The organism is Pseudomonas putida (assembly GCF_005080685.1).
GTDB lineage: Bacteria > Pseudomonadota > Gammaproteobacteria > Pseudomonadales > Pseudomonadaceae > Aquipseudomonas > Aquipseudomonas putida_V.
Window position 1 is genome coordinate 1,489,271 of sequence record NZ_CP039371.1, and the last position, 12,660, is coordinate 1,501,930.

Genomic DNA, 12,660 nt, shown 5'->3' on the forward strand with positions numbered 1-12,660 from the left:
ATGCGCAACCTGATTCTCGGCGGTGCCCGCTCGGGCAAGAGCCGCTTGGCCGAGCAATTGGCCAGTGACAGCGGCCTGCCGGTCACCTACATCGCCACCAGCGAGCCGCTGGATGGTGAAATGAACCAACGCGTGCGCCTGCACCGCGAGCGCCGGCCTGCCGCATGGGGGCTTATCGAGGAGCCCTTGGCACTGGCCCGCGTGCTGCGTGCCGAAGCCGCTGCCGGGCGCTGCCTGCTGGTCGATTGCCTGACGCTGTGGTTGACCAACCTGCTGATGCTCGAAGACGACCAGCGCCTGGCCGCGGAGCGCGATGCATTGCTCGAGTGCCTGGAGCGACTGCCCGGCACGATCATCCTGGTCAGCAATGAAACCGGCCTGGGCGTGGTGCCCATGGGCGAGCTGACCCGCCGTTACGTCGACCAGGCCGGCTGGCTGCACCAGGCAGTGGCCGAGCGCTGCCAGCGCGTGGTGCTGACCGTGGCCGGCCTGCCTCTCATGCTCAAAGGACCCGCACTATGACCCAGACCTGGTGGCGCGACGCTTGCCAAGCGCTTGACCACACCGCCCTGCAGCAGGCCCGCGAGCGCCAGCGGCAACTGACCAAGCCCGCCGGCTCGCTGGGCCGTCTTGAAGGCCTGGCCGAGCGCCTGGCCGGCCTGCAAGGCTGCGAGCGGCCCAGCCTGGAGCGGGTCGCGATCGGCCTGTTCGCGGGTGACCACGGCGTGGTGGAGGAGGGAGTCTCGGCCTATCCGCAAGCGGTAACCGGGCAGATGCTGCGCAATTTCGTCAGCGGCGGCGCAGCTATCAGTGTGTTGGCCCGCGAGCTGGGGGCCAATCTCGAGGTGGTCGACCTGGGCACCGTCGACCTTGCCCTGGCATTGCCAGGTGTGCGTCATCTACGCGTGGCGGCCGGTACCGCGAACTTCGCCCGCCAGCCGGCGATGACCGACGGTCAGTTGCAGGCCGCCTTGCAGGCCGGGCGCGACAGCGCGTTACGCGCAGCCGAGGGCGGCGCACAGCTGTTCATCGGCGGTGAAATGGGCATTGGCAACACCACGGCCGCCGCCGCCGTGGCCTGTGTCCTGCTGGACTGCCCGGCGCTGACGCTCAGCGGTCCGGGTACCGGCCTGGACCAAGCCGGGGTACGGCACAAGGCCGAGGTCATCGAACGGGCGCGGGCGCTGCATGGCTTGCGCGCCGACGAGCCGCTGCGGGTGCTGGCCTGCGTCGGTGGCCTGGAGATCGCCGCGCTTGCTGGCGCCTATCTGGCCTGCGCCCAGGCGGGTATCGCGGTGCTGGTCGATGGTTTCATCTGCAGTGTCGCGGCGCTGCTGGCCGTTCGCCTGAACCCGCAGAGCCAGGACTGGCTACTGTTCGCTCACCAGGGCGCCGAGCCAGGCCACCAGGCTGTACTCGAAGCCCTGCAGGCCGAGCCATTGCTGGCCCTGGGCCTGCGCCTGGGGGAAGGCAGTGGCGCGGCGCTGGCCGTGCCGTTGATGCGCCTGGCCTGCGCGCTGCATGGGCAAATGGCGACCTTCGCCGAAGCGGCAGTGGCGGACCGCCCGGCATGATCCTCGACCTGCTGCGCCATGGTGAGACCGAGCAAGGCGGCGGCTTTCGCGGCAGCCTGGACGATGCATTGACCGCAAAGGGCTGGATGCAGATGCGCGAGGCACTGCTCACAGCGGGGCCGTGGCAGATCCTGATCAGTTCTCCGTTGCAGCGCTGTGCGCGCTTCGCCGAGACCCTAGGCCTGCCGGTGCAACTGGAGGCGGACCTGCAGGAGCTGCATTTCGGCGAGTGGGAAGGCCGTAGCGCGTTGCAGATCATGCAGGACCAGGCCGATGAGTTGGGGCGCTTCTGGGCCGACCCCTACGGCTTTACCCCGCCTGGCGGTGAGCCGGTCGCCGCGTTTGCCGAACGCGTACTGAATGCGATCGGCCGCCTGGCCGCGGAACATGCCGGCAAGCGCGTGCTGCTGGTGACCCACGGCGGTGTGATGCGCCTGTTGCTGGCCAAGGCCCGTGGGCTGCCCGGGCGCAGCTGATGCAGGTGGAGGTCGGCCACGGCGCGTTGGTGCGTCTGCAGGTGAACGCCGATGGATCGTTGGTCGAGGGGGAGTGAAATGCTGCCATTGTGGATCGCCTTGCAGTTTCTGAGCAGCCTGCCGGTGCGCCTGGCAAGCATGCCCGAGCCGCGTGACATGGGGCGTTCGCTGCTGTGCTATCCGCTGGTGGGGCTGCTGTTCGGGGTGCTGCTGTGGCTGGCCAGCCATCTGTTGCAAGGAACCCCGGCACCGTTGCAGGCAGCCCTGCTGCTGGCCTTGTGGGTCATGCTCAGCGGCGCGTTGCATCTGGATGGACTGGCCGATACCGCCGACGCCTGGCTTGGTGGTTTTGGTGATCGCGAGCGCACGTTACGGATCATGAAGGATCCGCGCAGCGGGCCGATTGCCGTGGTGACGCTGGTGCTGACCCTGCTGCTCAAGTTCTGCGCCCTGTGGGTGCTGGTCGAGCGTGGAGCGGGTGGATTGCTGGTGCTGGCACCGGTGGTGGGGCGGGCAGCGATGCTCGGGTTGTTCCTTGGCACGCCGTATGTGCGCCAGGGCGGCCTGGGGCAGGCGCTGGCCGAGCATTTGCCGCGCCGGGCCGCAGGCTGGGTGCTGCTCGCCAGCGCGATGGGCTGCCTGCTGCTGGGTGGCTGGGTGGCGTTCTGGCCGCTGCTGGTGGCCACGGGTGTGTTCTTCTGCTTGCGTCGTTCGATGTGCCGGCGGCTCGGCGGGACGACCGGGGATACGGCCGGGGCGATGCTGGAGTTGCTGGAGCTCACCGTGCTGCTGGGGCTGGCATTGTAGGGCCGGCCCCGGCGCTGGCGGCAATGTCCGGCAATGCTTCTGTCCCTGCCTGGCAAGCCGTATGGGGTAATCTCGGCTTCTTTCTCCAACGGCCAGGGAGGCCCACATGTTGCAGCTGATCCTCGCTGGCTGGTTGGCAGTACTGACCGCGCCTGTCTTCGCGGCCGACCTCATCGACTTCTGGGACACCCCGCGCCATGGTGGCAATAGCTTCAATCGTCTGCCGCCCGATCAATCCTACTTCGATGCCCTGAGGGGTTATGGCGCTAGCTGGGTGAGACTGTCCTACGACAAATGGCAGCCCGCGCAGCGCGATTTCCTGCTCGGCAACGCCGACCACTACCAAGGCTTGCCGGCTGCCGACCTGAAGCAATTGCGCAGCACCCTGGACCGCGCTCACCAGGCCGGTCTCAAGGTCGTCATCGCGCCACTGTCCTTGCCTGGCATGCGCTGGTCGCAGAACAACCAAGGCCAGTTCGACGACCGCTTGTGGCAAGACAAGGCCTACTGGACCCAGGCTGCCGAATTCTGGCGCGACCTGGCGGCGGAACTCAAGGACCATCCAGCCATTGCTGCCTATAACCTGATCAACGAGCCTGCGCCGGAAAAGCTCGCAGGCCTTGCCGAGCATGCGCCTGCGCAGCGCATGAGGCAGTGGTACTCGGCTGAACAGGGTGGTGCGCGGGACCTGCCGGGGTTGTACCGGCAATTGATCGCCAGCATCCGCGAGGTCGACAGCCAAACGCCGATCATGCTCGATGCAGGCTGGTTCGCAGCGGCGGATGCCTTCAGTTACTGGCCGGCACCCATGGCCGACGACCGGGTGCTCTACAGCGTGCATATGTACGAGCCCTACGCGGCCACCAGCGCCCCGAACATGGCGCGCGAACAACCCATCGCCTATCCGGGACCGGCGCCGTTCGCCGGCCAGCAGGAGCAGTGGGGCGCCCAGCGGGTCGAGCTGTACCTCAAGCAGCCTCTGGCCTGGGCGGATGCCATCGGGCTGCCTCGTTCACGCCTGGTGGTTGGGGAGTTCGGTTGCATGCGGCGTCTGCCGGGGTGCCGACAGTACCTGGAGGATGTCCTGACAGTGCTGGAGCGCGACCAGTTGCATTGGGCCTTCTACAGCTTCCGCGAGGACAGTTGGGACGGCATGGACTACGAACTGGGCTCGGCCAAGGTGCCTTGGCGATACTGGCAGGCGATCGAGCAAGGCGTTCCTGACCCGTTGCCGCGCCAGCCGACGCTTGAATTCGAACCGATCCGCAAGCGGTTGTCCGGCGAACAAGGCAGCCCGGAATCATGAAATTTCTTGCAACAGCATAGATGCGGGTATATACACGTATCCATGTTGACCAGTGAATGCATCTGCACCCATTTGCGTCGTGCCGCCCGCGGGGTGAGCCGGCATTATGACGAGGCCCTTGCCGGCTTCGGCATCAATGTTGCGCAGTTTTCCTTGCTGCGCCACCTGCAACGGCTCGATCGACCAAGTATCACCACCCTGGCAGAGGCCATGGGGCTCGAACGCAGCACGCTGGGCCGCAACCTGCGGGTGCTGGAAGCCGAGGGGCTGGTGGCGCTTGCTGGCGGTGACGATCAGCGTAACCGTGCGGTATTGCTCACCGCTGCTGGCAGCCTGCGCCTGCAAGAGGCCCACCCGGCCTGGGAGCAGGCTCAGGAGGCGTTGGTAACACAGCTGGGCGAAGGGCAGCGGGACGAACTGGTGCGCTTGCTGGAGCGGCTGGCCTGATTCAATAACGACTAGAAGCGGGTATATACCCGTGAACCTTGCGATGTGCTGGAGATAACGACAATGACTTCGGTGTGGCGAACCAGCGGGTGGGTATTGGCGGGAGCGGCGGTGATTCTTGCCCTGTCGTTGGGTGTACGGCATGGCTTCGGTCTGTTCCTTGCCCCGATGAGCGCGGACTTTGGCTGGGGGCGAGGGGTCTTCGCCTTCGCCATCGCCTTGCAGAACCTGATCTGGGGTCTGGCCCAGCCATTCGCTGGTGCCCTGGCCGACCGTCTGGGCGCGGCGCGAGTGGTGATCATCGGTGGCGTACTCTATGCGGCCGGGCTGGCACTGATGAGCCTGGCCGATTCGCCACTGTCGCTGTCGCTCAGTGCCGGCTTGCTGATCGGCATCGGGCTCTCGGGTACTTCGTTCTCGGTCATCCTGGGGGTCGTGGGCCGCGCCGTGCCACCGGAGAAACGCAGCGTGGCGATGGGCATCGCCAGTGCTGCCGGCTCGTTCGGCCAGTTCGCCATGCTGCCTGGTAGCCAGGGGCTGATCCAGTGGCTGGGCTGGTCGGCGGCGTTGCTCGTGCTGGGGCTGCTGGTGGCGCTGATCGTGCCGTTCGTGAGTCTGCTGCGCGACCGCCCGCTGCCCAGCCATGGCGTCGAGCAAACCCTCGGCCAGGCGCTGCGCGAGGCCTGCTCGCATTCCGGCTTCTGGCTGCTGGCGCTGGGCTTCTTCGTTTGCGGCTTCCAGGTCGTGTTCATCGGCGTGCACCTGCCGGCCTACCTGGTGGACCAGCACCTGGCGGCCACTACCGGCACCACGGTGCTGGCGCTGGTCGGGCTGTTCAATATCGTCGGTACCTATGTCGCTGGCTGGCTCGGCGGGCGCATGTCCAAGCCGCGCCTGCTCAGTGCGCTGTACCTGCTGCGTGGGGTAGTCATCCTGATGTTCCTGTGGGCGCCGGTGACGGAGTTCAGCGCCTATCTGTTCGGTATCGCCATGGGCTTGCTGTGGCTGTCCACGGTACCGCTGACCAATGGCACCGTGGCCACGGTGTTTGGCGTGCGCAACCTGTCGATGCTCGGTGGCATCGTGTTCCTGTTCCACCAGTTGGGCGCGTTTCTCGGTGGCTGGCTGGGCGGCGTGGTGTACGACCAGACCGGTAATTACGACCTGGTGTGGCAGATCTCCATTCTGCTCAGCGTGCTGGCCGCGGCCTTGAGCTGGCCGGTGCGGGAACAGCCGGTCGCGCGCTTGCAGGCCCAGGTCGCATGAGCAGGCTCTGGGGGCAGGGATTGCTGGTTGCCGCGCTCTTGCTGATGCTGGGGCTGGCCTGGTGGGGCTGGCAGAACGGCGGGTTGGCGTTGATGCAACTGGGCATGGGCGTCTGTTAAGCGCTACCCTGCAGGTTCACGACCGTTAGCAGGAGAACCACACGATGCGCGCACCTTGGTTGATGTTGCCGGTGCTGGGTTTGCTGAGTGCCACGAGCTGGGCGGCGGACTGCCCTGCGTTGTTGCAGGGCAGCTTGCCGGAGTTACGTGGCAAGGAGCAGGTTGACCTGTGCGAGCGCTTTGCCGGCAAGCCGTTGGTGGTGATCAACACTGCCAGCTATTGCGGGTTTGCACCGCAGTTCGAAGGGCTCGAGGCGACCTACAAGGAGTATCACGAGCAAGGGCTGGAGATGCTCGGTGTGCCGTCCAACGATTTCAAGCAGGAAGACGACAACGCCGAGAACACCGCGAAGGTGTGTTACGCGAACTATGGCGTGACCTTCACCATGACCAAGGCGCAGCCGGTACGTGGCAAGGACGCGGTGCCGTTGTTCGTGGAGCTTGCCAATCAGAGCAGTGCGCCGAAGTGGAATTTCTACAAGTACGTGGTGGACCGCCAGGGCAAGGTGGTTGCCAACTTTTCCAGCTTGACCAAGCCTGACGATCCGCAGTTCCGGGAGGCGATCGAGAAGGCCATTGCTTCCAAACCTTTATAGGGTGGTGGCTTCGGTTCGGTTTTTGCTGTCTGCACAGGAGCGTTCCAATGAGCACAGAAACGTCCAGAGCTGCCATTGTCACTGGGGGTTCCAGGGGCATCGGTAGAGCGATCGCTTTGCGTCTGGCTGCCGATGGTTTTGCGGTTGTGGTGAATTATGCGGGCGATGCAGCCAGTGCTCAGGCGACCGTGTCAGATATCGAAGCCGGGGGTGGCAGGGCGATTGCGGTCAAGGCTGATGTTGCGCAGCCGCAGGAGGTCGCAAAGCTGTTCGCTGAGGCCCAGCAGGCATTCGGTCGCCTCGATGTGGTGGTCAACAGTGCAGGCGTCATGCCGACCGTGAGCATCGACGTGGCCAATCTCGATGCATTCGATCGGGCTATCGCAATCAACCTGCGTGGGGCGTTCCTGGTGTTGGCTCAAGCGGCGCAACACCTGGGTGAGGGTGGGCGGATCATCGCATTGACCACCAGCGTGATTGCCAAGGCGTTTCCCGGTTACGGGCCGTACATTGCCAGCAAGGCGGGTGTGGAAGGATTGGTGCATGTATTGGCCAATGAGTTGCGGGGTCGCAAAATCACCGTCAATGCCATCGCGCCTGGGCCTGTGGGAACGGAGTTGTTCTTCCGTGGCAAGAGCGAGGAGACTGTCGCCAACATTGCCAGGCAGTCACCGATGGAGCGTATTGGAACACCCGAAGAGATCGCCGGGGCCGTCGCCTTCTTGGCAGGGCCTGATGGTGCTTGGGTCAATTCGCAGGTATTGCGGGTCAATGGTGGCTTCGCCTGAGTTGTCGTTGCACTTGCTTCCAGGTGCGCGGTAGTCCAGACGCAGCCGAGCCCAAACCCAGATCAGTGCGGATGTACGGTCAGCGCTACCAGTCGCAGCACGATGGGTCGGACCATCAATACACAGATGAACGCGACCGGCATCGCCAATTGATAGGCCTTCAGGACATTGTTCAGGTAGTGCTCGGTGACCCCGGCGTTCGCCGCCGTGATCACGAAGCACATCAACAGCGCCATGATCGACGACATGTAGAACGCGAACACGTAAGGGGTGGCCGCAGGGCGAAGTTTGCGCCGGGTGCGTGGCTGGGAAAGGTTGCTCATGCTGACTCCTGAACAATGGGTGAGGGCCGCAGGTTAGCAATGCCATGCGCTTGGTCTGTAGACCGCCCACGCTAAGTTCTTTATAAAGAGAATCTTACGAATTCCAAGGCGCGCCATGGACCTGCTCAACGCCATTCGCAGCTTCGTCAAGGTTGTCGAGGCCGGCAGTATCGCCGGTGGCGCGCGTCTTCTTGGCCTGAGCCCCGCTGCCGTCAGCCAGAACCTGGCGCGGCTGGAAGGCCACCTGCAGGTCCGGCTGCTCAGTCGCACCACCCGCAGCATGGCCCTGACACCGGCTGGTACGCTGTACTACGAACGGGTCCGGGAGATCGAGCGGGAGCTTGCCCTGGCCGAGCAAGCCGTCACTACCCCCGACAGCGAGCCGCAAGGCCGGCTGTGCATTGCCTCGACCTCCGCCTTCGGGCGCCACGTGCTGGCGCCGCTGATACCCGCGTTCAGTGCTCGTTATCCGTTGCTTTCGATAGAGTTGGTAACGACTGACCGTCGCGTGAATCATGCCCGGGAGGAGGTCGACATCAGCCTGCGCATCGCCCCGCAACTGGAAGACCAATTGCTTGCACGGCATATCGCGCGCATTCCGTTCATCTGTTGTGCATCCCCCGGCTACCTTGCCAAGGCCGGGCTGCCCGCTTCGCCAGAGGCCCTGCGTGAGCATCGTTGCCTGGTGTTTCGCTATCCGGTCGATGGCCGCTACCTGCGCTGGGGCTTCGTGCGCGACGGCCTGCGCTTCGAAGCCGAGTTCGGCACGGTGCTCATCAGCGACGACATCGATGCCCTGGCGCAAATGGCGCTCAACGATGGCGGTATCACCCGGCTGGCCGAATTCATCGTTCGGCCGCATCTCGACTCGGGTGCCCTGGTGCCCTTGTTCGAATACAGCGACAGCGGCCAAGCCTATGCCCAGACCGAACCGATGGACGTCTACCTGTGTCTTGCCGATCGCTTCGCCATGACCACCAAGGTGCGTGCGTTCATGGATTACCTGCGTGAATCACTGGGCGACACCTGGCAGGTGCAGGCATGAAAAAACCGCCACGAGGGCGGTTTTCCATGCAACGGGTAGCGATCAGAAGCGGTAGGTGAGGGAAGCACCGATACCGTGAGCGCTGTTCTCGTACTTGGCCTGGTAGCTGCCTTTGGTGGAGCTGACCTGGTTGACCTTGGTGTCTTCCTCCCACAGGTAGGAGTAAGCGACGTCGATGGTCATGTCGTCGTTCGGGCTCCAGCCGGCACCCAGGCTGAAGACCTTGCGGTCGCCGGTCGGAATGCGTGGGGAACGGTCGGTGTTGTTGGTCGGGGACTGGTCCACGGTGAAGCCGGTGCGCAGTACCCACTCCTTGTTGACGCGGTAGGAGGCGCCGATGGCGTGGGCCCAGGTGTCGTGCCAGTTCTGTTCTTCGGTGATGGTCTCGAACGCCGAACCTTGCAGAAGCGCTGGAACGTCGTTCTGCACGGTGATGTTTTCCAGGCGGCTCCAGCGGGTCCAGGTGCTACCGGCGTAGAGTGTCCAGTGGTCATCCAACTCGTGCGTGACGGAAAGGTCGATGGACTCTGGCGTCTTGATCTTCAGGGTAGCGTCGAACTTGCTGCCGTCGTACGGGCCGATCAGCGGCGTGCTGACGCGGGTCTTGCCCTCGAGCTTGTAGTCGACCATCGAGTGGTAGGTCAGACCTACACGCGTGCGATCGGTGGCCTGGACCAGGATACCGATGTTGTAGCCAACGGCGGTATCGTCACCCTTGATCTTCACCTCGCCATCGTTGCTGCCAGGCGAGAACGGGTTGATCAGGCTGGAACCCAGTTCACCCTCGATGCGGTTGATGGTCGGACCGAAACCGATGGACACCTTGTCGTTGAAGGCGTAGCTGACGGTTGGCTGGAAGGTGATGACCTGGACGTGGCTCTTCTTGCCCCAGTAGCGCGCGGCATCGTCGCTACCGTAGTCGGTCACCAGGCCGAACGGTACATAGACACCGAAGCCTACGCTCCAGTGATCGTCGAGCGGCTTGACGTAGTAGCCCATGGGCACGCCCACGGTAGGCACCATATCACCGTCGGTTTCCCCCCCGAGGTTGCTGCCTGGGCCCGAGATGTCGGTTTTTGCGATGACGGCTGCGCCGCCCACGGTGAACTGTTCGCGCTTTAGGCGCGACATGCCGGCAGGGTTGCCAAACACGGTACTGGCATCTTCGGCAGAGGAAGAACGACCCGCGAAACCTGTACCCATCCCACTGATGCTTTGCTCGTTGAGTGCAAAGCCACTGGCGAGCAGTTGGCTGGATGCGACGGCAACGGCTACGCCGAGGGAGGTTTTGAGCATTGCTTTTTTCATTATTAGAACTCCTTGAGGTCTCCGGGGCGAAAAGCTACCAACAAATCACGCGCCGCGCTATAGGCTCAAACGCAGGAGATAGAGCGCTTTTGTAGGACAATCCGACCAAAATTCCTTTTTATCTAATCAGAATGTAGGACCTTTCTTACGAGGCCTGTGGGATCTTTTGCGAGACACAGGTTTGCCAGGCAACCGTGAAGTCGCGCAGACGGCCTTGCGGATGGAACACCTGGCGCCATATTCGCGCCAGGCCGAGCAGGTCGTCGGCAGCCGGCAATGGCGCAGCGTGCTCTTCGATGAGCATCCAGGCGATGGCGGTGGAGTAACGCAGATTGACGGCCAGTTCCAGGTAGGGGCCGCCGAGGAAGGCGTGCTGGCTGGCCAGGCCGCGGACGAGGCTGGCAAGGTCGGGGTCGCGGGCCAGATACTGGTCCCACAAGGCCTGGTGGCGTTGTTCGCCGATCCGGTACAGACCATGCCCGCGGCGGTCATGTAAAACCGAGCCGAGGGCGGACTGGCTGGCGGCGACGCCCAGCAACAAGGCTTCGGCGCTGGCACAGTGGCGATTGAGGTAGACCAGGGTTGGCCGGATCACATACTGACACAATTCCTTCGCGGCAATACTCATGATGCCCTCGAGCAGTAATAGGCCGACGGGCGCTGGAGCTTGGCAGCTGGTGAATGGTCAGGCCCGCCGGAAGCGGCTCGCACCGCTCGAGTTGAAGTGTAGTGTGATAATGCTGGTGTAAAAGGCTGTTTTTAAATCGATTGCGGCCCGTCGACCGGTGCCATATGCCTTGTGGCAATTACGCCAAGAACCAATGGCAAGCCGGACGACGGATGCATTCAGCGGCTGAATACCACGGTATTCGCCGCTCACGCGGTCAGTGATTGACGCGTACGGGCGATGACCGCCTGCAGCGGCTCCGATCGGCTGTACTGCTCATGGTACAAGCGCTCGGTGTGGCAGGCGACGCCGTGTTCGTCTACCAGGGTAAAGCTGAAGCTGCCCTTGCGAGGGGCAACGATAAGGCATTTCAACGGCGAAAAAGCCTGGGAAAGGGTGCCAATGGCAGCCTGAATTTGTGGATGGGTATTCATCTTGTTGGATGTTCCTGCTTTAAACACGGAGATTAGGATCCGTGCATGATAGAAACGTTCCAGTGACGCCTTTATTAAGGGACGAACGAACCTGACTGGAACAGGGCAGCCAGAGAGGGCGCAATCAAAAGTGGGCGCTTGGGCTGACTGGTAGGTACTTCAGAAGGCAGGCAACACACCGGGCCAAGGTTCTAGGCTATCGGGGTTGAATCCTGATCAATCTGTCACGTGATTCGTGCTTGGGCAGCGTGCGGCTGGCGAGGGAATCATCGATTGGGCCAGTCCTGGTTTCAGCGGCGGGCATCTCTGTGAATCGACACAGATGAGCGGGCAGCAAGGACATGAATGGCCGGAATTGACTTTCAGCTGGGTACTAACGAGGCGCACCTTAACGTAGATGCGAGCATTTGGCAAGCTTTGCTGCTTGTCACCAGGCGAGCCGCACAGTATGGCGCCAATCGCCTTGGCTGTGAAGAGGGAGGAACGTGGCGACAACGTTCGTGATGTGCTGATTCAGGGCATGGCCGGCGTGCCCTTTGGCCAGTTGTGCACATTTGCAGTGCAGGTTGTAACGGCTCGGCAACAACACCGTTGGCGCTCGCCAATGACTTGACTGGACCCTTAAGTCAATGAAAAAAAACACTAATTTTTGCTGGTGAAAAAATCGTCAGTTTGACTGTAGGCCCCGTTTCATAAGGGTTTGAGAGGTCTTTGAAGGCGTTGTCCACCGACTTATCCACAGGAACTGTGGATTGTCCCTAGCGCTTGCTCTAGCACGGGCGTGCCAGCAATTTGCAGAACTGTCCGACAATCAGAAGGCAGCAGTCGACCGGTTGGTCATGGGTTCTAAAACGTCAAGAAAAGATCATTTAAATTTTTTTACATCCGACCGGAATCTGCACGCCGCGACGCAAAAAAAAGAGTAGAGTGGCGCGCTTTTCGAATTGCCATGCTGCCTGGTCATGAAGTTTCGCGGTAAACCACTCCCCACATCCGCTGCGCCGTCGTCGGCTGCGCCTGCCAAACGTTTTTCGCTGAAAGTTGCCCTTTGGCTGCTCGACAACCCGCGCCTGGGCGACAAACCCCAGGTCAAGCACCTGGCCGGGCGTCTGCTGAAGCAGCCGGCCAGGCAGGGTGTGGTGGTGGCGCAGAGTCGACTGGGGCAGATGCTGTGCCGCGACTGCGGCAATTCCCGCGACCGGCGTATCGGCCACGAACTGCTGCGCCAGGCAGCCCGCGCCGGCGACCGGCGGGCCCAGCTGGAGTATGCGCGGGTGTGCCAGGCCAGCGAGCCGGAGCAGGCGCGGTACTGGCTGGAGCTGGCGGCGGGGCAGGGCTCGCAGGAGGCGCGGCGGTTGCTCGGGCAGTGGTTTCCTGGGGGCTGATGCGGGAGCTGTGCCGGCCTATTCGCGGGTGAACCCCTAAGTTCCTGCAGGAGCGGGTTCACCCGCGAACAGGCCGGCCCAGGCAGCCCTCCCGTCAGGCTGATAAGCTGCACTGCATT

At 63.2% G+C, this 12,660-nt stretch carries 15 protein-coding genes and 1 pseudogene; 12 read left to right on the forward strand and 4 right to left on the reverse strand.

The features are described from left to right. The 10 genes and pseudogenes from cobU to E6B08_RS07160 all read left to right on the forward strand — a co-directional run bounded on the left by cobU (position 1) and on the right by E6B08_RS07160 (position 7,379). On the forward strand, positions 1 to 522 hold the full coding sequence (cobU, locus tag E6B08_RS07120; protein WP_136913380.1) for a bifunctional adenosylcobinamide kinase/adenosylcobinamide-phosphate guanylyltransferase: 522 nt from the start codon (positions 1 to 3) through the stop codon (positions 520 to 522). Then, complete coding sequence (gene cobT, locus E6B08_RS07125; protein WP_136913381.1) at positions 519 to 1,574, forward strand: nicotinate-nucleotide--dimethylbenzimidazole phosphoribosyltransferase; 1,056 nt, start codon at positions 519 to 521, stop codon at positions 1,572 to 1,574. Before cobU ends, cobT begins: the two co-directional genes overlap by 4 nt. Continuing rightward, a pseudogene (gene cobC / locus E6B08_RS07130) lies at positions 1,571 to 2,127 on the forward strand (alpha-ribazole phosphatase family protein). The gene cobT and the pseudogene cobC overlap by 4 nt, the downstream one beginning before the upstream one ends. A 1-nt stretch (position 2,128) precedes the next feature. Further along, on the forward strand, positions 2,129 to 2,857 hold the full coding sequence (locus E6B08_RS07135; RefSeq protein WP_136913382.1) for an adenosylcobinamide-GDP ribazoletransferase: 729 nt from the start codon (positions 2,129 to 2,131) through the stop codon (positions 2,855 to 2,857). A 172-nt stretch (positions 2,858 to 3,029) separates the two neighbouring features. Continuing rightward, positions 3,030 to 4,163, forward strand: a complete 1,134-nt coding sequence (locus tag E6B08_RS07140; protein WP_238349345.1) for a glycoside hydrolase family 5 protein — start codon at positions 3,030 to 3,032, stop codon at positions 4,161 to 4,163. Between the two features lie 42 nt (positions 4,164 to 4,205). After that, entirely contained in the window at positions 4,206 to 4,610 is a 405-nt protein-coding gene (locus E6B08_RS07145; protein WP_136913384.1) for a MarR family winged helix-turn-helix transcriptional regulator, read from the forward strand. Between the two features lie 63 nt (positions 4,611 to 4,673). Next, positions 4,674 to 5,876, forward strand: coding sequence for an MFS transporter (locus E6B08_RS07150; RefSeq protein ID WP_136913385.1), 1,203 nt, complete (start codon positions 4,674 to 4,676; stop codon positions 5,874 to 5,876). After that, positions 5,873 to 5,995, forward strand: coding sequence for a hypothetical protein (locus E6B08_RS31295; protein WP_265411739.1), 123 nt, complete (start codon positions 5,873 to 5,875; stop codon positions 5,993 to 5,995). The genes E6B08_RS07150 and E6B08_RS31295 overlap by 4 nt, the downstream gene beginning before the upstream one ends. A 44-nt stretch (positions 5,996 to 6,039) precedes the next feature. Beyond that, positions 6,040 to 6,591: a glutathione peroxidase gene (locus E6B08_RS07155; RefSeq protein WP_136913386.1), complete on the forward strand. Its 552-nt coding sequence runs from the start codon at positions 6,040 to 6,042 to the stop codon at positions 6,589 to 6,591. A 47-nt stretch (positions 6,592 to 6,638) separates the two neighbouring features. Next, on the forward strand, positions 6,639 to 7,379 hold the full coding sequence (locus E6B08_RS07160) for an SDR family oxidoreductase (RefSeq protein ID WP_136913387.1): 741 nt from the start codon (positions 6,639 to 6,641) through the stop codon (positions 7,377 to 7,379). Between the two features lie 62 nt (positions 7,380 to 7,441). Here E6B08_RS07160 and E6B08_RS07165 read toward each other — a convergent pair whose 3' ends face one another. Next, on the reverse strand, positions 7,442 to 7,702 hold the full coding sequence (locus E6B08_RS07165) for a DUF2798 domain-containing protein (RefSeq protein WP_136913388.1): 261 nt from the start codon (positions 7,700 to 7,702) through the stop codon (positions 7,442 to 7,444). A gap of 115 nt (positions 7,703 to 7,817) precedes the next feature. On the opposite strand from E6B08_RS07165, the gene E6B08_RS07170 reads away from it, so the two are divergent. After that, a complete protein-coding gene (locus tag E6B08_RS07170) occupies positions 7,818 to 8,747 on the forward strand; it encodes a LysR family transcriptional regulator (protein ID WP_136913389.1) in 930 nt (309 codons plus the stop codon). Positions 8,748 to 8,789: 42 nt separating this feature from the next. On the opposite strand, the gene E6B08_RS07175 is transcribed toward E6B08_RS07170, so the two are convergent. From E6B08_RS07175 to E6B08_RS07185, 3 genes are all read right to left on the reverse strand, one after another. Continuing rightward, positions 8,790 to 10,055 (reverse strand): OmpP1/FadL family transporter, encoded by a 1,266-nt coding sequence (locus E6B08_RS07175; protein WP_136913390.1) that lies wholly within the window; start codon positions 10,053 to 10,055, stop codon positions 8,790 to 8,792. Positions 10,056 to 10,200: 145 nt separating this feature from the next. Continuing rightward, entirely contained in the window at positions 10,201 to 10,683 is a 483-nt protein-coding gene (locus E6B08_RS07180; protein ID WP_133331130.1) for a hypothetical protein, read from the reverse strand. Between the two features lie 248 nt (positions 10,684 to 10,931). After that, positions 10,932 to 11,156, reverse strand: a complete 225-nt coding sequence (locus E6B08_RS07185) for a hypothetical protein (RefSeq protein WP_136913391.1) — start codon at positions 11,154 to 11,156, stop codon at positions 10,932 to 10,934. A 962-nt stretch (positions 11,157 to 12,118) separates the two neighbouring features. Here E6B08_RS07185 and E6B08_RS07190 point away from each other — a divergent pair. Beyond that, positions 12,119 to 12,541 (forward strand): tetratricopeptide repeat protein, encoded by a 423-nt coding sequence (locus E6B08_RS07190; protein ID WP_136913392.1) that lies wholly within the window; start codon positions 12,119 to 12,121, stop codon positions 12,539 to 12,541. Positions 12,542 to 12,660: the final 119 nt, after the last annotated feature.